Genomic DNA, 23,876 nt, shown 5'->3' on the forward strand with positions numbered 1-23,876 from the left:
CGTAAATTGCAACTATCAATATTAATCGCGGCGATTTTTGCCACCCATTTGCACAGGCTCCGTAATGGCTTTAATACGCTCCATTATTCGAGCTGCCTTGACCACTTCCAAATCACCTTTTTGCGATTGTGCTAAGTGGTGCTCTAATTCATCATAGTTAAAATTAGACGTAATGAAAGTTGGTAATTGCTCTGCCATTCGATAGTGGAAAATGGTACCTAGTATTTCATCTCGCGTCCAAGCTGACATCGTTTCTGCCCCTAAATCATCTAGCATCAAAACAGGTGCCTTTTTGACGTAGTCAATTTTCTCTTGCAGTGAATTATCACCAATTGCATTTTTCATCTCACGCAAAAACTCAGGGACAAAAACCACGACCGATCTCACTTTAATGGTTGCAAGTTCATTGGCTAATGCACCTAACACAAATGATTTCCCAACACCGAATTGCCCATATAAATAAAAGCCCTTTGTTGGCAATACTCCTGTTTCACGTGTGCGTTGCACAAAATCTGCTGCACGATTTGCAATGTCGACACGCGAATAATCATCAATAAATAAATCCTCAATCGTCGCCTGTAAAACATCCTTCGGCATATGCATGCTTGCAATCATATTGGCAATATCACGACGATCATCCTCACGAACCTTTTGTTCACAACGTACATAATCGATTTCTACTGAATTCCGCACTACTCGCAGTTTTGGAATAAACCCTGTTAAATAGTTTGTACAATGTGCAGTATGGTCGCAACCGCAGCATTCAGTAGATTGACTTATAAATTCATGGAGCTTCGGCAAATTACGTTCTACTGCCTCATAGCTTAATTCCTCTGCATGCTCTGCTAAAAATGTCTGGACACGAGGGTTTTCTAAAATTTCTTTACGCATCGCCTCATAACGTTCTTGAAAGGATGGCATTTTAATCACTCGTTGTAGTGGTCCATTAATTGGTTCGATTGTTTTTCACCTACCTTATTCTTGCTGGTTGCTTAACTTTTCTAGTATTTTTAGTCGTTCCTTTTCAAAATCTGTTGCATCTACAGCCGATTCTGACTGTACCTCTACTTGCTTATCATTTCTCTTGTAAAACCAATCTGGTACTTTTTCCTCGCGGCGATTTTTTGCATAGGTATTCTTTTTCGCTGACGTCTGTGGTTTATTCTTCCACGTTGTATATTTATCATGCTCCTGACGCGCAAGTTCCATTGCTTGCTTCGCTGATTGTATATTTTTACGTACCCAATGGTCAGCAATGGTTTCAACATATTTTTTAGGTAGTTTCATATCGGTCGTTAACATGACATATTCCAGAAGCGCATTGACCACTCCTACTGGCATACCGTGCTGAACGATTAAACTTTCAGCGAGTTGGACAGACGTCTGCAGTGGCTCTTTCCCATTATTAATATCTCGTAACACTTGAATCGGTGCAGTCGTTTCTAAATAGTGTTGTAACTCTTGATCTTTTGTTTTTTGCATGGAATCCTCTACCGCTGCTGGCGCCTCATAAACTCTAGCAAGTTTCGGCGGCTCCTTGGACACAGTCAGTTTATAAAAATCAGCTGCCGCTTTGCGCAGTCGCTCTTGTGATATGCCTAAATCATCATCGAGTGCTAAAATGACAACTTTTTGCATGTCCAATGCAGTTAAGTGATATAAGAAAGCTAGTTTCGCTATGGCTTCACGTACATCAAGCGTTAATAGACTCGCTGGCACTAGTTGATCCGATAACCCGGCTTGCAGCAACTCAAAGTCAAACTGTTCGAAATAGAACGGATACACTTTTTGTGGCTTATTACTTTCCGTACCAACTTGTAACTCCGTAGGAATATTTGTACTAACTGGCTTAAACACATCAATAAAGGCACGTGACACATCCTTAAACTCACTGTCTCTTACAGGTCGAATAAACCGTTGACGCAGTTTCCGATACGCTTGTTCTCCAATCTTACTGAACAAGAACATCGACAAAAGGGGATCTTTCATAAAACTATCTGCATCCAATGGACGCATAAGCTCATATAAAAAACTACGTTGTTCGGCTTCTTCTTTTTTCCACGTGCGTAATAAGCCGATTGCTTCTAGCGCAATACGTGCCTCGAAAACCTTGCCAATGGGTAGCCCCAATACATTCATTAAATAATAATGTGACATTTGCTGCCCTGGCATTTGCTCTGCCTCCGCCCATAACGTTAAATACAGACTGATTGGCTCTGCTCCAGTTAAGGGCTGGTAAAACAAAGTTACTAACTGACGTTCTTGTGTAGAAAGCGCATGAGGTAGACGAATGTCAAAAGTATCAGCTGGTTGTAATTCCCTATACAAATGAATCAACGTCATTCACCCTCTCTGTTTGCTTTATGATTTCTTTTCAGTTTGACGTTGAATGATTTCTTTGATTTCCTCAATAAAGACATTGATGTCCTTAAACTGACGGTAAACCGATGCAAAGCGCACGTAGGCGACCTCATCAATTTTCGCCAAGCGGTCCATCACCATTTCTCCGACATCCTCTGATCGTACCTCTGCATTGCCTATACGACGTAAATCTTTTTCGATAGATAAGACAAGTCCCTCTAGTACTTCAAGAGCAACAGGACGTTTTTCACAAGCACGAATTAGACCACGTAATACTTTTTCGCGGCTAAACTCTTCCCGTGAACCTTCTTTTTTCACAACGACTAATGGTGTCTCTTCAATTTTTTCAAACGTTGTAAAGCGAAAGCTACATGACTCACATTCACGACGTCTACGAATTTCTTTATTATCATCTACAGGCCTCGAATCCACTACACGTGTTCCGTTAAATTGGCAAGATGGACATCTCATATATTTACTCTCCTGATTCCACAACAATTTAATATTTCTATTATAACAAATTTCCCGCTTGTAAAAAATCACTTTCGTTTTTTCTGACAAGATGTAGTATATTTGTCCAGCTAAAAAAGCACATCGAAACCACTAGGATTTCAATGTGCTCATTAAAAAGTAAATTTAAAAGGTTGGTATATGCCCTGTTTATAGCCAATATTGAAGAGCAGTTTTAATGGAATAAAAATTATGCGTTAACTGTTTCTAACGCTCTTGCAACTTTTTTCATAAGATCTACAACACGTGCAGAGTAGCCCCACTCGTTGTCATACCAAGCAAGTACTTTCACTTTACGGTTGCCCATTACCATAGTAGAAAGACCATCTACTGTTGAAGAGTAAGTTGTTGTATTGTAATCGATCGATACAAGTGGCTCGATTGAGAAGTTTAAGATACCTTTCATTGGACCCTCAGTTGCGGCTTTCACAAATGCAGCATTTACAGATTCTACTGTTACATCCGTGTTTAAATCTACAACAAGGTCAACTAAAGATACGTTTGGTGTTGGAACACGAAGTGCCATACCGTGAATTTTACCATCCAACTCTGGTAACACTAATCTTAATGCTTTTGCAGCACCTGTTGATGTCGGAATGATTGATTGGGCGCAACCACGTGCACGACGTAAATCTTTATGTGGATTATCTAGGTTCTTTTGGTCATTTGTATAAGCATGAACTGTTGTCATTAAACCGCTTTCGATACCAAATGTGTCATTCAATACTTTTGCCACTGGTGCTAAGCAGTTTGTTGTACAAGAAGCGTTGGAAATAACGTCATGTTTGTCAACATCAAGTTTTTCATCGTTTACACCTAAAACAATTGTGATATCTTCATTTTTACCTGGTGCTGTTAAGATAACTTTTTTCGCTCCCGCTTCTAAGTGCATTGCTGCTTTCTCACGATCATTGAATTTACCAGTTGCTTCAATAACGATATCCACACCCATTTTCGCCCATGGTAATTGTAATGGATCACGTTCGCTAATAATTTGCACGCGTTTACCATTTACAAGTAAAGCATCGCCTGCAGGTTCAATCGTACCTTCGAATGTTCCGTGATTTGTGTCATACTTAATCAAATGTGCTAACGTTTCAGCTGGATAGCTCGCGTTAATCGCAACGATATTTAAATCTTCTTGTACGATCGCTTGGCGGAAAACCATACGTCCGATACGTCCGAAACCATTAATAGCAATTGATACTGTCATTTATAAAATCCTCCTGTGAGTACGAACTCATATTAATTATACTTTATGCTGATTAGTATAACACAATTTTAAAAAAGATGAACATTATATACTCATAATAAAAAAGTTCTTATTTTCTGAAAAATAAATGACCAATAAGTTCCTCTGATACTAACGGATACTCCACCGTAGCAACCGTTTGCTTCAACTAAAAAATCGAAGAAAACTCCCATCGATGAAAGTTTTTACTTTATTTTTATTATGGCGCTTACACGCAAAAAAATGCGTAGCGATATGTTCTCGCTACGCACTTAAAATTAAAGAACGCCCCAATGATGAAGGATTTTCTTTAATTGCTCCTCAGTTTGTTGTAAATCTTCATTATTGTAAATTACCGCGTGAGCACCTTTTTCCTTTACGGACAATGGCAACTGGGAATGAATGCGAGCTAGCGCATCCTCCTTCGTTAAATGATTACGCTCCATTAAGCGGCGAAGTTGTACATCTTCTCTGACGGATACAACGATAATACGCTCTACGAAATGCTGTAATTTACTTTCAAACAACAGTGGAATATCCATGACGATATGTGTTTGCCCAACTTCAACAAAAGCATCGCGTTGACGAAGCATTTCTTGCCGAATGGCAGGATGCATAATATCATTTAAGATTTTACGCTTTGCAGGCTCGTGGAAAATGATATCGCCCAGCTTTGCGCGGTCTAAACTACCATCTGCATGCAATATGGCCTCACCAAAATTTTCAGCAATTATTGTTAACGTCTTTGTACCTGGTTCTACGACATCACGTGCCACAATATCTGCATCTACAATCGGCAAACCAAGCGCTGTCATCATTTTCGCTACAGTACTTTTTCCGCTTGCAATACTTCCTGTTAGTCCGATAATCATAGTAAATTCCCCTTTAATGTTGACAATTTGGGCAAAAGACTGATGTGCGCCCACCAATTGTCATTTGACTCGTTTCGGTCTCACACGCTGGGCATATCTTCTTCCCATACATTTTCAGTCGGTTTTGCATGCTTCCCGCCTCACCGTTTATATTGCGATAATCTGAAATTGTTGAACCACCAGCATCAATACTTTGCCGAAGTATCGCTACAATCGCCTCAAATAATTCACGCTTCCGCTTTTCACTAAGACGGTTCATCTTGCAAGCAGGATGGATTTTTTGAGCAAATAATGCCTCAGTGGCATATATATTGCCACAGCCTGAAACAACATGTCCATCCATTATCACTTCTTTAACAGCCTTGTTCTCGTATTTAGGTAATAACGTTTTGGCAATAAAATAAGTACTCGCGCACTCATCGAACGGCTCAGGTGCCATTTTTGTTAGTGGTGCATGATCTTCTATCTGTGCTAAAAAACGCAACTCACCAAAGCGACGAATATCTGAGTAAATTAAATACCCACCGTCTGACATGTGAAATGTTGCATGAATATGTTTTTTAAATTTAGCCTCTCCAATATCTTCAGGGGAATTAACAACAAACCATGCACCTGTCATTCCTAAATGACTGACTAATATATAAGGCACATCCTCTTTCAATAGATGGAAAAAGATATATTTTGCACGACGTTCAATCCTGTGAATTGTCATTTGAGTTAGCGCCATTTCAAACGCATCTGGCTCTGATTGTTTAACGATACATTGTTTTCCCTCACTAAAAGAAAAGCGAATGATTTCAGATAGCTGTACCTGTTCAATTGTACGTCCTTCAATTTCAGGTTTTAACGCCTGTACAACACCTTCAACTTCTGGTAATTCAGGCACTTTAACACCTCCTACTTTGCTTCGTACCATGTTGCCCCGTAGTTGAAGTCCACTTTTAATGGTACAGTAAGCTCGATGGCATTCTCCATTACTTCTGGTACGATTTTTTCAAGCAGAGCAATCTCTTCTTTTGGTGCTTCAAAGATTAATTCATCATGCACTTGTAAAAGAAGCTTTGCCTGCATATTTTCTTTTTTCAAACGGGCATCCATATCAATCATCGCTTTTTTTATAATGTCAGCAGCACTACCCTGAATTGGCGTGTTCATTGCTGTACGCTCCGCAAAGCTTCTTAGATTGAAGTTAGAGCTAGTAATATCAGGTAAATAGCGACGACGATTTAATATTGTTGTCACAAAGCCATTAAACTTTGCATCCTGTACGATGTCATCCATATAGCGCTTTACACCCGGGAAGCTCGCAAAATACTTGTCAATAAATAGAGCAGCTTCTTTACGCGTGATATCTAAATTTTGCGATAAGCCATAATCACTAATTCCGTAAACGATACCAAAGTTAACTGCTTTAGCAGCTCGACGCATATTACTATCGACCTCTTCCGCAGATACATGGAAGACATCCATCGCAGTACGCGTATGCACATCCATCCCTTCACGGAAAGCTTCTACTAAGTTTGGATCTTCAGACATATGAGCAAGAACGCGCAGTTCGATTTGTGAATAGTCAGCCGAGAATAAAATCCAATCCTCTTGAGATGGTACAAATGCCTGACGAATTTTACGTCCTTCCTCCAAACGAATTGGAATGTTTTGTAGGTTTGGATCTGTCGAGCTCAGGCGTCCTGTCGCTGTTAATGCCTGTTGGAAGCGCGTATGCACCTTGCTATCTTGTTCATGAATTTCTTTTAGCAGACCCTCAATATAAGTTGATTGTAATTTGCCTAATTGACGATACATTAAAATATGTTCAATAATCGCATGCTCTGGCTTTAATTTTTCTAATACATCTGCAGCTGTCGAATAGCCCGTCTTCGTTTTTTTGATTACAGGAAGTCCAAGCTTATCGAAAAGTATAACCCCTAACTGCTTCGGTGAATTAATATTAAATGCTTCGCCTGCTTCAGCATAAATAGCTTGCTCAAGGACTACTAACTTATCAGTCAGCTCCTGTCCCATTTCTTCTAGCGTCGCACGATTCACCGTAATACCTTCACTTTCCATTTCACTTAAGATGGCTGCAAGTGGCAGTTCTAAATTTTTATAAAGCTCAAACTGTTCGTTTTCACGCAGTAACTCCTCCAGCTTCGGTTGCAATGCCCAAACAGCAAAGGCTTTACGGCTCACATGTTCGGCAAGTATAGCTGTATCTGGTACAGCACGTTTTGCTCCTTTTCCGTAAACCGATTCATTAGCTTGTACATCACGATAGCCAAGCTCCTTTGCAAGAGTTGCCACATCATCACCACTAAGTGCAGGATTGTTAATGTAGGATGCAAGCAGTAAATCAAAGTCAACACCGGCTAAACGAATCCCCTCACGCTTTAAGGCTGCCTGGGATGCCTTTGAATCAGCCATATATTTCACTTTTGTTGCATCCTCTAGCCAACGACGAAGTACATCTGATTTTACCGCAACGTCAAACGGCACATATTTTGTAGCTGTACCGTCTGTAAAAGCAATTCCAAGTTGCTGACATGTATGGTAATGCTCGTCCTCAAGCTCCACATGTACGGCCATTACATCCTTGAGGAACTCAGGTTTTACTTCTTGTACAATATCATAAGCAAATGGTGCACGTTCTTCTTCCTCGATCGTAAAATCACTTTTTTCTAGTAGTGATTTAAAGCCAAGTTCCTGCCACACATCGATTAGCGCTGCCTCATCCGGACCGTTATAGGTAAGCTCTGTCAGTGCTACTTCAATCGGTGCCTCTGTGAAAATTGTTGCAAGCTGTTTACTCATAAGTGCCTGTTCTTCGTTTGCGACAAGCTTTTCTTTCATTTTAGAAGTCTTTACGGTATCCATTGCCTCATAAAGGGCCTCTACTGATCCGTGCTCTTTTAACAATTTAACCGCAGTCTTTTCACCTACACCTGGCACACCTGGAATATTGTCCGAAGCATCCCCCATTAGACCCTTCATATCGATAATTTGCAATGGTGTTAAACCGTATTTTTCCTCAATAAAGGCTGGTGTGTTTTTTTCAATTTCCGTAATACCCTTTTTCGTAATATACACGGTTACCTGTTCTGTTGCGAGCTGTGTTAAGTCACGGTCTCCCGATACGATAATAACGTCTATATCCTGAGACGCCGCTTCCTTTGCCAATGTCCCAATGATATCGTCCGCTTCGTACATTTCAAGTTCATAGCGTTTAATACCATATGCATCGATCAGCTTGCGTATATATGGAAATTGCTCAGATAATTCTGGTGGGGTCTTTTGACGTCCACCCTTATATTCTGTAAACGTATCATGACGGAAAGTTGTTTTTCCCGCATCAAAGGCAACGAGCATCTTTGTCGGCTGTTCTTCCACCAAAATCCTTTGTAACATTGTCGTAAAACCGTATACTGCATTCGTATGAATACCACTATCATTCGTTAACAATGGCAACGCAAAAAACGCGCGATACGCTAAACTATTGCCGTCCAGTAATAGCAATTTTTCCTTTGTCATTTAAAATTCCTCCTGCGTTGTCGTCGTCTTTCTATTGTAAAACGAAAACGTATGTTTGAAAATGCCTCTTCCCATTACTTTATCGGGAAAACAAACTTTTTACCAATCATAGAGACGAAAATCCGTTAAAATTTCTAAATAGAACAAAACTGGAGCAATTCTAGCCTAGTCACAAAAAAAGCCAATTGCCTAATGCAATCGACTCTATATCACTATTGGCTTACTTCTGTTGTCTTATCTTTGCGATTGAAAATTTCCTCATATATAACCGTTAAAATAAAGGCATTCATAAAAGCAATCACTAAAAATAAAGGCATACCACCAAGCTCAGGTTGTGTGAGCTTTATACTAAATACCATGACTGTACCAATTTGCGCTAGGAAGAAAATGAATCCAATCCCTACCTGCCAAATAGGTCGCTGTACTTTACGTTTCTCGTACCAGAACATTTTTTTAAATGCCTTACGGACATCTTCCGCAATAACTAAACTTATTAAAAACAAAACCACAAAAAATACCGGTATATAATAAACACTTTTCGTCAGCCATTCAAAATCTGTTAGTCGAAAGAAAAGTGTAAACAACGATGCCATACTACAAGCTATTCCTAAATTTTGGAGCCACGTGCTAATTTGTAATTTCACAGCTATTACCCCCATTTATCATTTCTAAACATCATAATTTTATCAGAAAATAGGATTCTATGAAACACTTAATTATGAATTTGCTATAACAAAAAAGTGGAAATTGCATACTTTGCTAGTACGCAATTTCCACTACTATTAAATCCCTGCAAGGATTACTAAATTATTGTATATAGCCTGATAAAAGTTTTGCATATGGTGAAGTGGATGGCAAAATAATGACTGTATCTTCCCCGACAGTTTTCTTATACGATTCGAGCGTACGATACAAGGAATAAAATTCAGGATCTTTTGAGAATGAGCTGTTATAAATTTTGGCAGCCTCTTCTTCTCCCTCTGCTTGAATTAACGATGCTTTTTTATTTGCTGTTGCTAGCATTTCTTGAACTTTTTTATCTGTTTGTGCTTCAATACGGCGTTTTTCTGCATCACCTTCTGATAGATACTTTTGTGCAATTGATTCACGATCCGAAATCATATTAGTGAACACCGACTGTTCATTTTCAGTTGGTAAATCGATACGACGTATACGTACATCGACTACTTCAATTCCGTATTTATCGTTTAATAGCAACTCGTTGACACGTTTAGTTACTTGGTCATTAATACTCCCACGTGAAGAATTTTCATCATTAATAATTTCCGCATAAGTAATCCGTCCAAGCTCTGCACGAATAACAGAATAAATAAACTCTTCCATGCGTGATTCAACTTTTTCAATCGTACCAGCATTTGAAATTAATAACTTTGGATCTGTAATACGCCACACCGCATAATTATCAATGATAATTCGTTTTTTATCTTTTGTGTTAATCTCTTCTTCTGAAATTTCGTACGTTAATTGGCTTTTGGGTAGTTTTGTCACACTTTGAATAAACGGCATCTTCATATTTAATCCAGGCTCACGCTCAAATTTCACCACTTCTCCAAACTGTCGAACGATGGCATACTCAGATTCTTTTACAATATATACATTCGTAAACAAAATAATTGCGACTGCAAAAACAACTGTTAATGTGACAGCAATAGATATATATTTCTTTGGGTTCATCGGGCTCTTTTTAGACATTTTCACGACATTGTCGCCGTCACTAGGAGCGGTAGTTTTTGTTTTACCTGATAAAAAACTTAGAAATTTATCAAGGTCCTTATTTTTTTGATCCATTAGTTACCGCTCCCCTCTTTTGTCTCTTTTTTCTCTTTTGTCTCTGTAGTCGTTTGCTGTTCTGTTGGTTGTAATGCTTGTAATGGTAAGTACTTCATTGTACTGCCATCATCATTCATAATATAAAGTTGTGCTTTCGGTAGGACGTTTTCAAGTGTTTCTAATATCAAACGTTCACGTGTAATTTGTTGATTACCTTTATATTGTTCATACATTTTATTGAAGACTGCCACATCTCCTTGTGCCTGCTCAACACGTGCTGTTTTTGCTCCTTGGGCCTTTGAAATAATGGCATCTTTTTCTCCTTCTGCCTCATTAGTGCGCTTGTTCAAATATTTTTCTGCTTCATTTATTTTCGTATTTTTCATCTCTCGTGCATCTGTAACTGCTGTAAATGCTGCTCGCACATCTTTGTTAGGTAATTCGACATCCTGCAACTTCACCCCTAAAACACTGATACCAATATCGTATTTTTCAATTAGAGTAACCAGTAGATCTCGAGTGTTTGCTTCGATGTCCGCTTTTCCTTCCGTTAACGCAGCATCAATCGATGAGCTTCCAATAATAGAACGAATCGCACTCGATGTAGCGCTATGTAAAATTTCCTCTGGGTTTTGAGAGTTGAATAAGTACTTATTCGGTTCTGTAATTTTCCATTGCACGACAAGGTCCGTTAGGACAATATTTTCATCCCCCGTAATCATTTTCGTTTCAGCATCATAGTCCTCCAACTCGCCTGACTTGTTTTGCTTATAACCAAACTGTAAACTAAATGTTTCTTTCGATAAAACCTCTACCGACTGAACTGGCCAAGGTAATTTAAAGTGTAAACCAGGATTTGTAACCATATCATCAGCACGACCAAATGTAATGACAACGGCTTGCTCCGATTCATCTACTGTGTACCACGATGTAAATACAGCGATCAGTGCCACAATACCGAAAATTCCAAGTCCCACCATCATTAGTGTCTTTTTCACACTCATGTCTGTTCCTCCCTTTTACTTAGTACTATTGTATACGGGAAAACTTACAAAAAGTTTCAAGAAAATAATATTTATTGGGCGTCTTACACTGTTATATAATCAAAATATCCTGTCACCAATTAAGGCAACAGGATATTCATAACAAGTTGTTCAAATACAGGGAAAAATGTTGTTGATAAGATTATACTAATTAAAGCCGCAACAACCATGGCTAAACTTGCAAAAGTACCTTCCAGCTCACCAAACTCAAATGCTTTAGAAGTACCTGTACCATGCGCCCCCATACCAAGCATTAAACCTTTTGCGGACGGTGTACGAAAACGACTTAATCGAATGATTAGTGGTGCAAGTAGGCTTCCAAGAATACCCGTAGTCATAACGAAAACAGCAGTGAGTGTTGGCGAACCGCCAATCATATTTGAAATATCCATTGCGATGGGTGTTGTGACAGAACGTGGTACTAAGCTGTGCACTAGTTCGTCATTTAATCCAAGCATTAATGCCATGAAAAATGAGGATATAATTGCAACAGCCGATCCAACAGCAATACTAAGAAAAATTTCAAAGGCATGTTTTTTTAGAAGCGAGAAATTTTTATATATCGGTACGGCAAAAGCAATTGTCGCCGGCCCAAGTAAGTTCGTTAAAATATTGGCTCCTGCATTATAGGAATCATAGGATGTTCCTGTTAGCAGTAAAACAGTAATGATGACTAATGGTGTGATAAGCATTGGTGTTAGCCATTCTTTTTTAAACTTTTGATAGAATATTTTACACGTGTAAAAAATGGCGATAGTTCCCAGCAAACTTATTACAGCAATCAACATACTCATGCAGTATCACCCTTCTTTCGTTGCTCTAGCCATTGTGCTGTGTAACCCGTCATTAGCATGACGACAATGGCACTCACGACGATTACAAGGACGACTTTCATGCCTTGAACACCGAACAGTGCATCATAATTGATAACACCAATTGCTGATGGAATGAAAAACAATAATAATTCACTCAGTAATAATCCCGCACCTAGCTCAACCCATTCAAGTTTTATGATATGAAACTGTAGTAGTAAAAACAATAATACTAGCCCTATTATGCTCCCTGGAATCGGCAAGTGAAGTATGCGTGCAATACTATTTCCGACAAATAATAGTATGTAAAGATAGCCAATTTGCACGAGACATTTGGCGATTTTCATGGTCAACCTTCTTTCAATCTTTTATGCTACTATACTTTACACCTATTTTAGGTAAGTGTAAAACACAAAAAGAATCCACCTCCAAAAAACTTTGGAAATAGATTCTTTTTGTGGTGTAGCAACAACCATAAAATGAAACTCCAATCAGTGAAGGTTTTCTTCATCTCCCACTGATGAGCATACGAGTGAATCAAGCTACATTTGGTCTTATCAAACTATTTGGGGGGTTTCTACAAATTAGTATAGTCCCTTAATGTGAATCTTACATCATGTTATTGTAAAGAATTCGTTAATTTTTTAGGAATCATGACAATCATTTTTGTACCGGCGCCGACTTCGCTTTCCACCTGAATACGCCCATGATGTGCCTCCACTAGATGTTTGACAATGGCAAGCCCTAAGCCTGTCCCGCCAGAATTCCGACTTCGTGCACGATCCACACGATAAAACCGTTCAAAGACACGAGCAATTTCATGCTTTTCAATACCGATTCCTTCATCCTCGATTTCAAGAATGCCATACGTTTCATCTTCCTTCAAACGAATGGTCACAGTCGTATTTTCGGGTGAATAGGTGATTGCATTGGTAATTAAATTCATAACAATTTGTATGATGCGATTCGCATCACCCATTACCTCTACATCTCTTGGAATATCAACATTAAAGCTCATATTTTTCTCATCTAGCCGAGGACCTGTTAGCTCTGCTCCTCGTATGAGCACATCTTGCAAGTTCATTGGCATAATATTAACGGTAAAACCATGTTGTTCAATTTTCGATAGTTCAAGTAAATCTTGAATGAGCATTTGTAGACGATTACTTTCTTTATGAATAATTTCTAAAAAAGACAGTAACATTTTCTCATCTTTATAGGCCCCGTCTAGCAATGTTTCTGAAAAACCTTTAATAGACGTAATAGGTGTACGAAGTTCATGTGATACATTCGCGACAAAGTCTTTTCGAATTTGCTCTAAACGTATAAGCTCAGTAATATCATGCATAACAATTACAACACCAAGCCATCGCCCATGATCTCCAATAACCGGTGCACCATATACTTCTTTATTATATAACTCTTGTTGGACTTCCATCTTAATTTGCTGACGGTAGGGCATTTCTGTTAAAAACACATGATCGATAAATTGCTCCAATGATTTTGGCAAGCCAATTGTACGAAAAACCTTTCCTTGCACGTCTTCAAGTTGCATGCCAAAGCGTTCTAAAAATACACGATTGACAATCGATATATTCCCTTCTCGCCCAATCATCATAAGCGAGCTTCCCATATTTTCGATTAACGTTTTAAGCCTTTCCTCTTCAACCTCACGTATCGTTGTAATATCCTGCAAATTACGTGCCAAAATATTGATAGAATGACTAAGCGGCATCGTCCGTTCCTGCTCATTTTCATGGGCACGTGCACGATAATTCCCTTTTGCAAGCTCAAGTGCCGTTTCTGTCACATTATCAATAGGTGCGGTAAAATTCTGAATCATATAGCGACTTACAATTGCCATTAAAATAATACTGATTAAGAATAATATCGCGAGTACTACAAAGAGTCGTGCATGTAAATAAGATAGCAGCGAGTCGTTATTGTCAATTGTTTGGACTGCCAATAACGCCTCTTTGTCGTCCGCAGATAGTGTAATCTGTCGTTCCTCTAATACCTTATCTATCGCTTCTTGAATATGCGGGCTCTCCTGTTCATTGTACTGTTTTATATAAACAGGAAAAAGCTGACCTATGACAATAATTAGGACAGCTAGTATTGTTGCGAGCAATAGCATGAATGTCAAGAATAAGCGGTTGCTCATTGATTTCATGACGATTTCGGCTCCTCAAATTTATAGCCAAGGCCACGAATGGTTTTAATAAAAATGGGCTTACGGCTATTTTCTTCGATTTTATCGCGAAGATGACTTATATGCACATCCACAATACGAGTATCGCCTGCAAAATCATATTTCCATACAGCACTTAATAACTGATCACGTGTTAATACACGGTTTTTGTTTTCAAGTAGATAGATTAAGAGTTCAAATTCCTTCGGTGTAAATTCAAGCGCTTCATCTTGTAAAAAAACCTCAAAACGCTCTGGATATACACGCAGTTGACCAAACTCATACATTTTTTCTAATGGTTCATCCTTATCCTCAACTACGACATTTTGTGTAAAGCGTCGTAATACCGCCTTCACACGTGCCAATACCTCACGTGGGCTAAAAGGTTTCGTCATATAATCATCTGCTCCGAGTTCCAAACCAAGCACCTTATCGAACTCGTCGTCTTTAGCCGTTAGCATAATGATTGGTGTATTCATGCGCTGCTGTCGAATTTGTTTACATACCTCCATACCATCTAGCTTAGGAAGCATTAAATCTAACAGCATTAAATCAGGCTGTAGCGTGATAGCTTTATCTAGACCTTCTTGTCCATCCGCGGCTGTTTCAACTACATAACCAGCCTGCTCTAAATTATATTTTAATAATGTTGCAATGGATAATTCATCTTCTACAACTAAAATTGTTTTTGTCATGTATAATGCCTCCGATAGTGATTTGAAACCCCCATTTCAAATCTACAAGACGTTTACTATAACGCAAGTGGTGGCGTTACCAGTAATGTACCTTCAATCACAAGTTGCTTTTGCTCATTGTATGAGTTTACTGAAACCGTAATTGTATTTTGTACTTTATTGACTACTGTTACCTCTAATAGTGTATCAAATAATTCATAATGATAGAGTGGTCCTAAGTATTTTATATGCTGTTCAATAATTCGTGCACCTGGTCCAGGTATATACTTCGACACAGCTGACGTAATAATGCCATTTAACATGATGGTTGGTACAATTGGCTTTTTAAATGGTGTCATTGCTGCATAATCATGTTGAATATAGAGCGGATTGCTATCATTTGTAAGCCCTAAATAAAGCATTAAATCTTTATCCTCTATTTTTTCAGTAATATGAATTTTCTCGCCAACCGTAATTTCATCTATAGTGAGACCAAGTTTACTGTTCTTTTGAAGCAAAGATACGCCAACCCCTTTTCTATCATACTACCTTCATAGTATCAATTTTATTCTAAAAGTACAATGAAAAGCAGAATAACCATTTTATCCCGCATTACAATAAAAAAAACCGAGTAGGAATGATTCCCACTCGATTTCATAAACTTTTTATTAAGCTAAAACTTCCATAACTGCTTTTACAGCTTCAGCAGAGTTATCTAATGCTGCTTTTTCTGTATCAGTTAATTCAAGTTCGTAGATTTTTTCAATACCGTCTGCACCTAAAAGTGTTGGTACACCTAAGTAAATATCGTTGTAGCCATATTCGCCTTCAAGAAGAGCAATGGATGGCAGAATACGTTTTTGGTCTTTAAGAATCGCTTCAGCCATTTCAATCATTGCAGCAGCCGGCGCATAGTATGCAGAACCGTTACCCAGTAGGTTTACGATTTCAGCACCACCTTTACGAGTACGGTCAACAATTTCTTCTAAACGCTCAGGAGCGATTAAAGACTCTAGTGGAATACCACCAGCGAAAGAGTAGCGAGTAAGTGGTACCATTGTATCACCATGGCCACCTAGTACGAATCCAGTAATGTCTTTAACAGAAATGTTAAGTTCTTCAGCGACGAATGAACGGAAACGAGCTGTATCAAGTACACCAGATTGACCGATAACGCGGTTTTTAGGGAAACCAGTTTCTTTGTATACTGTGTAAGTCATTGCATCAACCGGGTTTGTAAGTACAATTATTGTTGCGTTTGGTGAGTGAGCGGCAATTTCTTTAGAAACTGTTTTCATAACACCTTGGTTGATTTGAACTAGATCGTCACGACTCATCCCAGGTTTACGAGCAACACCCGCAGTGATGATTACTACATCAGAATCCGCAGTATCTGCATAGTCAGAAGTACCTTTAACATAAGAATCGAAACCTTGAATTGGAGCAGCTTCCCACATATCTAAAGCTTTACCTTTTGTTGGGTTTTCAGCTTGAGGAATGTCTACTAATACTACATCACCAAGTTCTTTTTGAGCTGCTAAAAATGCTGCAGTAGCGCCAGTGAATCCGCCACCGATTACTGAGATTTTTTTACGTTTCAAAGACATTTGAATACGCTCCTTTGATTTGGGTTTTATGTTAAAAAAAAAGGGAGGAGAATAACTCTCTCTCCCTTGATTAAACAAGTTGGAAATACTTCATTTAAATAAAGTCGAAAATAATTTGCTGTTAATCAAACATATCTCGACAGATTTTGCATGCATCACAGCTATAATTTTATGCAACTAAAGTTGGGAAAATTATAGGTTTTTGATTAATTCGTCAGCGAACTCAGAACATTTCACTTCTTTAGCACCATCCATTAGACGTGCAAAGTCATAAGTTACAACTTTAGAAGAGATTGTTTTTTCAACTGATGCTGTAATGCTATCAGCTGCTTCTTGCCATCCTAAGTGTTCAAGCATTAATACGCCTGAAAGTAGTACTGAAGATGGGTTTACTTTATCTAAGCCAGCATATTTTGGAGCTGTACCGTGAGTAGCTTCGAAGATTGCGTGACCAGTTACGTAGTTAATGTTCGCACCTGGAGCAATACCGATACCACCAACTTGTGCAGCTAATGCATCAGAAATATAGTCACCATTTAAGTTCATTGTAGCTACTACATCAAACTCAGTTGGACGAGTTAAAATTTGTTGTAAGAAGATGTCAGCGATTGAATCTTTAACTAAGATTTTACCAGCTGCTAAAGCATCAGCTTGTGCTTTGTTTGCTGCTTCTTCACCTTGTTCAGCTTTGATTGCATCATATTGATTCCAAGTGAAAGTTTTATCAGCAAATTCAGTTTCAGCTAATTCATAACCCCATTTTTTGAATCCACCTTCAGTGAATTTCATAATGTTCCCTTTGTGAACTAATGTTACAGATGGGCGGTTATGTTTAATAGCATATTCAATAGCAGAACGCACTAAACGCTCAGTACCTTCTTTAGATACAGGTTTTACACCGATACCAGAAGTTTCTGGGAAGCGGATTTGGTTAACACCAAATTCAGTTTGTAGGAAGTTGATGATTTTTTGAGCTTGTTCAGAGCCTGATTCGAACTCGATACCAGCGTAGATGTCTTCTGTGTTTTCGCGGAAGATAACCATTTCAACGTCTTCTGGGCGTTTAACTGGAGAAGGTACTCCATCAAAGTGACGTACAGGACGTAAGCAAACATATAGATCAAGTTGTTGACGTAATGCTACGTTTAGTGAGCGGATACCACCACCGATTGGCGTAGTAAGAGGACCTTTGATTGCGATTAGGTATTCGTTAATTTTGTCTAAAGTTTCTTGTGGTAACCATTCACCAGTTTGGTTGAACGCTTTTTCACCAGCTAAAACTTCTAACCATTCGATTTTCTTTTCGCCGTTATAAGCTTTTTCAACAGCTGCGTCGATAACGCGAGATGCTGCAGCCCAAATATCTGGACCGATTCCATCACCTTCGATGAACGGGATTACTGGATTGTTTGGTACATTAAGTACGCCATTTTCAACTACAATTTTGTTTGACATTATTGTTGCCTCCTAAATTCATAATCATAGGACTGTGTTAAAGGTAACACAGTCCCAAATATTCTAGCATATTTTCCAAATTAGCGCTCGCTGATTGGAACATATTTTTGCATGCCTGGTCCAACATACTCCGCACGTGGACGGATTAAGCGGTTGTTAGCATATTGTTCAAGAATATGTGCTACCCAACCAGAAGTACGAGAAACTGCGAAAATTGGTGTGAATAGGTCATGATCAATGCCTAAAGAATCATACACTGACGCAGAGAAGAAGTCTACGTTTGCAGGTAATTTCTTTTGTTCAACAATCATGTCATGGATTTTAACTGACATTTCATAAAGCTCTGGTTTACCAGTTAGTTCAGTTAATTTTTGTGACATTACACGTAGGTGTGGTGCACGTGGATCGCCTTTACGGTATACACGGTGACCGAAGCCCATGATTTTTTCTTTGTTATCTAATTTATTTTGAATATAAGATTCAACTTTTTCAAGTGAACCGATTTCGCTTAGCATTTTCATAACTTGTTCGTTTGCACCACCATGAAGTGGTCCTTTTAATGCGCCGATAGCTGCAGTAACACCAGAATAAACGTCTGATAATGTAGCTACACATACGCGTGCAGTGAATGTAGAAGCATTTAATTCATGATCAGCATGTAATACTAATGCTTTATCGAATGCTTCAACTTCGATTGCTGCTGGTTCTTCACCTTTTAACATGTATAAGAAATTCGCTGCATAACCTAATTCTGGTTTTGGTGCAATTGGCTCTAAGCCTTTACGAACACGTGCGAACGCAGTTACAACTGTAGCAATTTTAGCTTGTAGACGGATAGCTTTACGGTAGTTAGCTTCTGGATCCATTACATCCGCTTCTTCATCGAATACACCAAGTAAAGATACTGCAGTACGTAGTGCAGCCATTGGATGTACAGTTGAAAGTGGGTATGCTTTGAATTGGTCTACAATTGCCTGTGGAATAGACATGTTGTCTGCTAATTGTTGTTTTAACTCAGCAAGCTCGTCCGCTTTTGGTAAACGAGTGTGCCATAGTAGGTAAATTACCTCTTCAAATGATGCGTTATCTGCTAAATCATCAATGTTGTAACCAACATATGTAAGTGTGTCATCGATAATTGAGCTGATTTTAGATTCCGCCGCTACGATACCTTCTAAACCTTTTGTTGCTGACATAAATTATCGCTCCCTCATACTTTATATTTTTGTTGTAAATGCTATTCAATCGTTATCATTTACGGTTTTTGCTCATATGAACCATTAAGTAAATCGCTTACATTGCTATTATAATCATTTTTGACAGCTTTGTGAATGAAAAACACCCAAATAAAGAAAAAGGCGCCCGAGCGACTATAAACACGTTCCAAAGAGTTTCTTTTGTATTTTTTGACATTATTTTTTTATTTGAAACGAGGTGAATTTGTAAAAATGAGGAATATTAAGTATTTTTCATACGAAAGAACTACAAATATTCTATTATTTATTTTTTATTTATTAATCCTTTGGTTCGTATTACCTGTATCCCTTGCAATATTTTTATCTTTTTCTACGTATCCTATTATAAAATTTCTCAATTCTTATTGTAAAATCGCCTATTGGCTCGCAGCAATTATCGTAGAAATACTGATACTTACTTGTATTTTTCTCCTCATAATTATATCTATTAACAGCATCATACTTATCTTCCCTGAAATAAGAGATACACTTCAAAACTTCCAGTTATTCACTGAATACGAGTCCATGTTTATACAAGTTTTACAGGAAAAATCGTTGACAATTTTTGATTCTATCCTCGTTTATACAGCAAATTTATTGCAACTATTCATGAAGCATGTAATTGAAGTGTTTATTTTCCTTGTCGCTTACTATTTTGCGTTACTGGAAACACGTAAATCCCGCTACTGGTTTTTCCAGTACGTTCCGAAGAAATTTCGCAACGAGTGGCAATCACATTTTTCAAAAATCATGCAACTCTTTCATTACTTTATATTTGTGGAGTTTCAGTTATTCACCATTACACTCCTCATACTTTGTGCAGGCTTTATGATTTTTCAATTTGAACAAGCCATTATTAAAGCATTTATCGTTGCATTCGCAGATGTGCTTCCATTCTTCGGTATTGGGGTCTTTCTCGTACCCATGAGTATTTACTTTTATTTCAATGGCAATACTTTTTTATGTGTTGCGATTTTACTGTTGTATTTGTTTGTTCAATTAACAAGGCAGCTAGCTGATTCCATGCTGTGGTCCAATACACTTCAATTACGTACATTCCACACTTTTTTCATCAGTGCTGCATCTATTTTATTATTCGGATTTTATGGCATTTTACTCAGCCCTATATTTTTATTCTTGGCTGTTAAACTTAAGGAAAAATCTATTTTTGAACGATGATAAACTGCCCTTTTTTCATTTTTTTACGAATCCAATAAAATACGATTGGTTGAAACAGCTTTTTTGAAAAAGGCATGAGTAGTAATAAGCCGATAAGATCCGTTAAAAAACCTGGTAATGCTAACAGCACACCGCCACTAAAATTCAGCAGCGCATTAATTAAAATAGGTCCCGGCGCTTCTCCTCTAGCCATCGTATCTTTTACCTTTTGTACAGAATTCATACCTTTATTTTTTGCTACATAAACACCGATAACACTCGTTGCCACAATGAGCAATAAAGTATTCAACACACCTATATTTTGACCAACAACTATTAATAACGCCAATTCGGCTAATGCATACACAATGAAACCAAGAAAAACTTTTCGCATATTTTTCTCCTTCCTATATGAAAAAGCTATACCATTTATACGTTATTATAGACCAATAAGTTTCATATAAAAAACAATGAGCCTAAATTATAAGTAAAAGCTCAAAATATTGTGTACTTTTAAGGAACAGTAGCGATAGCTGTAAATACTATTTAGCCTCTATATATTGCACTATAAACAAAAAGCTCCAGTACGGTGTCACGTACTAGAGCTTTTTCGTTATTAATTAAAGAACACTCGCATGCCCCTTATAAATGACACCTGTTTCAGCATCCATTGTTATTTCTTGACCGTGTCGAATTATTGTCGTTGCTTCTTTAACACCAACAATAACTGGAATTCCAAGGCTTAGCCCAACAACCGCTGCATGGCTTGTCAGTCCACCTTCCTCCGTAATAAGACCGATACAATTTTCTAGTGCTGGCATCATATCACGATCCGAGCCAACTGTTACTAAAATACAACCTTCTGTATCATAAGCAAGTGCTTCTGCTGCGTTTTTTGCAACAACTGTTTTGCCGATTACAGAAGCTTTGCCAATACCTTGTCCACGAGCAAGTAAATCTCCAATAATGTGTACTTTCATTAAGTTTGTTGTACCCGCTTCGCCCACTGGTACACCAGCTGTAATAACAACTGCATCACCGTGTGTTACATAACCATGTTTTAAGCTTTCATCAACAGCAAGCTCTAAAATTTCATCTGTCGTTGTTACACGTTGGCATACTACTGGATATACACCCCAAACAAGAGTTAATGTACTCGCTGTATTGACAGAGCCTGTTACCGCGACAATCGGCACACCTGGTCGATATTTTGCAATCATTCGAGCTGTATTACCACTTTCTGTTGGTGCAAGTACGGCTCTTACGCCTAAGTTAATCGAAGTATAGGCAACTGCCTGTGAAATGGCTTCTGTCATATTTGCTTCTTTTTCACGACTTCTTGTGGATACGATAGCCTTATAATCTAATGAATGTTCTGTACGCTCTGCGATTTTATTCATTGTTTGTACAGATTCAACTGGATAAAGGCCCGCTGCTGTTTCACCCGATAGCATAATCGCATCTGTTCCATCAATAATAGCGTTGGCAACGTCACTTGCCTCAGCACGTGTTGGGCGAGGGTTACGTTGCATTGAATCTAACATTTGCGTTGCAGTAATTACGGGTTTACCTACTTGGTTACATTTTAAAATTAATTTCTTTTGTACAAGAGGAACTTCTTCAGCAGGAATTTCTACCCCAAGGTCTCCACGTGCTACCATTAACCCGTCGGATACTAAGATGATTTCGTCGATATTGTCGACACCTTCTTGATTTTCGATTTTCGGGATAATTTGAATATGGCCACCACCGTTTTGTTCAAGCAACTCACGGATTTCTAGCACATCCTTTGCACGACGTACGAATGAAGCTGCAATGAAATCGACGCCTTGCTTAATGCCGAATAAAATATCTTGTGCATCTTTTTCGGTAATTCCAGGAAGTTGCACAGAAACACCTGGTACGTTGACACCTTTTTTATTTTTTAATACACCGGCATTTTCTACAATTGTGTGGATTAGGCCATTTTCTGTATCTGTAGCTAATACACGTAATTGAATTAAACCATCGTCTAATAAAATAATTGAGTTTTGTTCTACGTCTTCAATTAATTGATGATAAGTGACAGAGAAACTTGCCTCTGTTCCTTCTACTTCAGTCATTGAAATATCAATAACTTGACCTGTTGTTAAATGTAGTTCGCCATTTTGCATGTTATGTGTACGAATTTCAGGTCCTTTTGTATCTAGTAAAATTCCCACAGGTTTGCCTAACTTCTCTGCTACTTCGCGTATCAAATTAATGCGCACTTCATGTTCTTCATGTGTGCCATGCGAAAAATTTAAGCGAGCTACGTTCATACCTGCCTCGATAAGTTTTTCTAAAGTTTCTGGTGATTCACTTGCTGGTCCAATTGTACATACGATTTTTGTTTTTCTCATTTTCTGCCCACTCCGTTTTTATGCAAATTATATTGAAAGTTCTTTCATTAAAGAATATAAACCTACATCTGCCTCATGATTTTTTTCAAAAGCTTCTGGCATATCATAGTCGATTACTTTATGATTGCGAATACCAACCGCTCGACCAAATTTACCTTCTATTAGTAATTCTACTGCGTGTGCTCCAAACTGACTTGCAAGTACACGGTCTCGTGCTGTTGGAGAACCTCCACGTTGAATATGACCAAGTACAGAAACACGTGTCTCTTTCCCAGTTTTTTCTTTTAAAAGTTTTGCCAACTCATTCCCAGACATTACACCTTCAGCAACAATGATAATACTATGCTTTTTACCCCGTGCTTCACCACGCTCTAAACGTGTCACGATGTCCGCTAAATTATAATCTTCTTCAGGAATTAATACTGTTTCCGCACCTGCAGCCAAACCTGCCCATAATGCGATATCCCCAGCGTCTCGCCCCATTACTTCAACAATGAATGAATTTTCATGAGAAGTCGCTGTATCACGAATTTTATCAATGGATTCAACAACTGTATTCAGGGCAGTGTCAAAACCAATTGTATACTCAGTGCCTGGAACATCATTATCTATCGTCCCTGGTACACCAACAACTGGAAATCCTTTTTTCACTAAGTCCATTGCACCACGATAGGACCCGTCACCACCGATAACGACAAGACCATCAATACCAGCTTCCCGCATTTTCTCAATGCCCTGCTGTTGTACAGCATCTTCTTTAAATTCAGGGCAACGTGCTGAAAATAAATTCGTGCCACCTCTTTGAATGATGCCACCTACAGAACCTAAATCAAGTGGCTCATAAGTGCCTTTAATTAGACCTTCATAACCATGCTTAATCCCAACAACATCAACTCCATGATAAGCTGCCTTACGAACGACTGCACGAATGGCTGCGTTCATGCCTGGCGCATCTCCACCACTTGTTAAAACGGCAATTTTTTTCATTGTCGAACAACCTCCTGCAGTTATCTATTATTATTCACATTAA

General features: G+C 38.4%; 22 protein-coding genes. 1 reads left to right on the top strand and 21 read right to left on the bottom strand.

What is annotated here, in order from left to right; all coding sequences use genetic code 11:
- Nucleotides 1-21 precede the first annotated feature (21 nt).
- The 18 genes from dnaI to citZ all read right to left on the bottom strand — a co-directional run bounded on the left by dnaI (nucleotide 22) and on the right by citZ (nucleotide 19,268).
- Nucleotides 22-951, bottom strand: coding sequence for a primosomal protein DnaI (dnaI, locus tag ACOMCU_RS16590; protein ID WP_268891045.1), 930 nt, complete (start codon nucleotides 949-951; stop codon nucleotides 22-24).
- A 24-nt stretch (nucleotides 952-975) separates the two neighbouring features.
- Nucleotides 976-2,343, bottom strand: coding sequence for a replication initiation and membrane attachment family protein (locus ACOMCU_RS16595; RefSeq protein WP_036130626.1), 1,368 nt, complete (start codon nucleotides 2,341-2,343; stop codon nucleotides 976-978).
- Nucleotides 2,344-2,361: 18 nt separating this feature from the next.
- A complete protein-coding gene (nrdR, locus tag ACOMCU_RS16600; RefSeq protein WP_219361974.1) occupies nucleotides 2,362-2,832 on the bottom strand; it encodes a transcriptional regulator NrdR in 471 nt (156 codons plus the stop codon).
- Nucleotides 2,833-3,061: 229 nt separating this feature from the next.
- On the bottom strand, nucleotides 3,062-4,084 hold the full coding sequence (locus tag ACOMCU_RS16605) for a glyceraldehyde-3-phosphate dehydrogenase (protein ID WP_421050778.1): 1,023 nt from the start codon (nucleotides 4,082-4,084) through the stop codon (nucleotides 3,062-3,064).
- 296 nt (nucleotides 4,085-4,380) lie between these two features.
- On the bottom strand, nucleotides 4,381-4,974 hold the full coding sequence (gene coaE / locus ACOMCU_RS16610; protein ID WP_010860168.1) for a dephospho-CoA kinase: 594 nt from the start codon (nucleotides 4,972-4,974) through the stop codon (nucleotides 4,381-4,383).
- A gap of 13 nt (nucleotides 4,975-4,987) precedes the next feature.
- Nucleotides 4,988-5,860: a bifunctional DNA-formamidopyrimidine glycosylase/DNA-(apurinic or apyrimidinic site) lyase gene (mutM, locus tag ACOMCU_RS16615; RefSeq protein ID WP_421050779.1), complete on the bottom strand. Its 873-nt coding sequence runs from the start codon at nucleotides 5,858-5,860 to the stop codon at nucleotides 4,988-4,990.
- 11 nt (nucleotides 5,861-5,871) lie between these two features.
- Nucleotides 5,872-8,499: a DNA polymerase I gene (polA, locus tag ACOMCU_RS16620; protein ID WP_421050780.1), complete on the bottom strand. Its 2,628-nt coding sequence runs from the start codon at nucleotides 8,497-8,499 to the stop codon at nucleotides 5,872-5,874.
- Nucleotides 8,500-8,711: 212 nt separating this feature from the next.
- Nucleotides 8,712-9,143 (bottom strand): hypothetical protein, encoded by a 432-nt coding sequence (locus tag ACOMCU_RS16625; protein ID WP_036130631.1) that lies wholly within the window; start codon nucleotides 9,141-9,143, stop codon nucleotides 8,712-8,714.
- Nucleotides 9,144-9,306: 163 nt separating this feature from the next.
- On the bottom strand, nucleotides 9,307-10,308 hold the full coding sequence (gene hflC, locus ACOMCU_RS16630) for a protease modulator HflC (protein WP_421050781.1): 1,002 nt from the start codon (nucleotides 10,306-10,308) through the stop codon (nucleotides 9,307-9,309).
- Nucleotides 10,308-11,294: an FtsH protease activity modulator HflK gene (gene hflK, locus ACOMCU_RS16635; RefSeq protein WP_421050782.1), complete on the bottom strand. Its 987-nt coding sequence runs from the start codon at nucleotides 11,292-11,294 to the stop codon at nucleotides 10,308-10,310. The genes hflC and hflK overlap by 1 nt, the downstream gene beginning before the upstream one ends.
- Nucleotides 11,295-11,413: 119 nt before the next feature.
- A complete protein-coding gene (locus ACOMCU_RS16640) occupies nucleotides 11,414-12,127 on the bottom strand; it encodes an LrgB family protein (RefSeq protein WP_421050783.1) in 714 nt (237 codons plus the stop codon).
- A complete protein-coding gene (locus ACOMCU_RS16645) occupies nucleotides 12,124-12,492 on the bottom strand; it encodes a CidA/LrgA family holin-like protein (protein ID WP_036130635.1) in 369 nt (122 codons plus the stop codon). The genes ACOMCU_RS16640 and ACOMCU_RS16645 overlap by 4 nt, the downstream gene beginning before the upstream one ends.
- Nucleotides 12,493-12,764: 272 nt before the next feature.
- Nucleotides 12,765-14,318, bottom strand: coding sequence for a two-component system histidine kinase PnpS (pnpS, locus tag ACOMCU_RS16650; RefSeq protein ID WP_010860175.1), 1,554 nt, complete (start codon nucleotides 14,316-14,318; stop codon nucleotides 12,765-12,767).
- On the bottom strand, nucleotides 14,315-15,031 hold the full coding sequence (locus ACOMCU_RS16655; protein WP_010860176.1) for a response regulator transcription factor: 717 nt from the start codon (nucleotides 15,029-15,031) through the stop codon (nucleotides 14,315-14,317). The genes pnpS and ACOMCU_RS16655 overlap by 4 nt, the downstream gene beginning before the upstream one ends.
- A 56-nt stretch (nucleotides 15,032-15,087) precedes the next feature.
- Nucleotides 15,088-15,528, bottom strand: a complete 441-nt coding sequence (locus ACOMCU_RS16660) for a MaoC/PaaZ C-terminal domain-containing protein (RefSeq protein ID WP_421050784.1) — start codon at nucleotides 15,526-15,528, stop codon at nucleotides 15,088-15,090.
- 150 nt (nucleotides 15,529-15,678) lie between these two features.
- Nucleotides 15,679-16,617, bottom strand: coding sequence for a malate dehydrogenase (mdh, locus tag ACOMCU_RS16665; RefSeq protein WP_010860178.1), 939 nt, complete (start codon nucleotides 16,615-16,617; stop codon nucleotides 15,679-15,681).
- Between the two features lie 192 nt (nucleotides 16,618-16,809).
- Nucleotides 16,810-18,072 carry an NADP-dependent isocitrate dehydrogenase gene (icd, locus tag ACOMCU_RS16670; protein ID WP_010860179.1) on the bottom strand — a complete coding sequence of 421 codons (1,263 nt, stop codon included), beginning with the start codon at nucleotides 18,070-18,072 and terminating at the stop codon, nucleotides 16,810-16,812.
- Between the two features lie 80 nt (nucleotides 18,073-18,152).
- Nucleotides 18,153-19,268 carry a citrate synthase gene (gene citZ / locus ACOMCU_RS16675; RefSeq protein ID WP_421050785.1) on the bottom strand — a complete coding sequence of 372 codons (1,116 nt, stop codon included), beginning with the start codon at nucleotides 19,266-19,268 and terminating at the stop codon, nucleotides 18,153-18,155.
- 252 nt (nucleotides 19,269-19,520) lie between these two features.
- Here citZ and ACOMCU_RS16680 point away from each other — a divergent pair, with 252 nt between their 5' ends.
- Nucleotides 19,521-20,486, top strand: coding sequence for an AI-2E family transporter (locus tag ACOMCU_RS16680; RefSeq protein WP_230491865.1), 966 nt, complete (start codon nucleotides 19,521-19,523; stop codon nucleotides 20,484-20,486).
- On the opposite strand, the gene ACOMCU_RS16685 is transcribed toward ACOMCU_RS16680, so the two are convergent.
- The 3 genes from ACOMCU_RS16685 to pfkA form a co-directional block, all read right to left on the bottom strand.
- A complete protein-coding gene (locus ACOMCU_RS16685; protein ID WP_421050786.1) occupies nucleotides 20,470-20,859 on the bottom strand; it encodes an FxsA family protein in 390 nt (129 codons plus the stop codon). The genes ACOMCU_RS16680 and ACOMCU_RS16685 overlap by 17 nt on opposite strands.
- A gap of 226 nt (nucleotides 20,860-21,085) precedes the next feature.
- On the bottom strand, nucleotides 21,086-22,846 hold the full coding sequence (gene pyk, locus ACOMCU_RS16690; RefSeq protein ID WP_010860182.1) for a pyruvate kinase: 1,761 nt from the start codon (nucleotides 22,844-22,846) through the stop codon (nucleotides 21,086-21,088).
- Nucleotides 22,847-22,873: 27 nt separating this feature from the next.
- Nucleotides 22,874-23,833, bottom strand: a complete 960-nt coding sequence (gene pfkA / locus ACOMCU_RS16695; RefSeq protein WP_010860183.1) for a 6-phosphofructokinase — start codon at nucleotides 23,831-23,833, stop codon at nucleotides 22,874-22,876.
- Between the last annotated feature and the right edge of the window lie 43 nt (nucleotides 23,834-23,876).

Source organism: Lysinibacillus sp. UGB7, assembly GCF_049058285.1.
In the GTDB taxonomy this organism is placed as follows: domain Bacteria; phylum Bacillota; class Bacilli; order Bacillales_A; family Planococcaceae; genus Lysinibacillus; species Lysinibacillus sphaericus_B.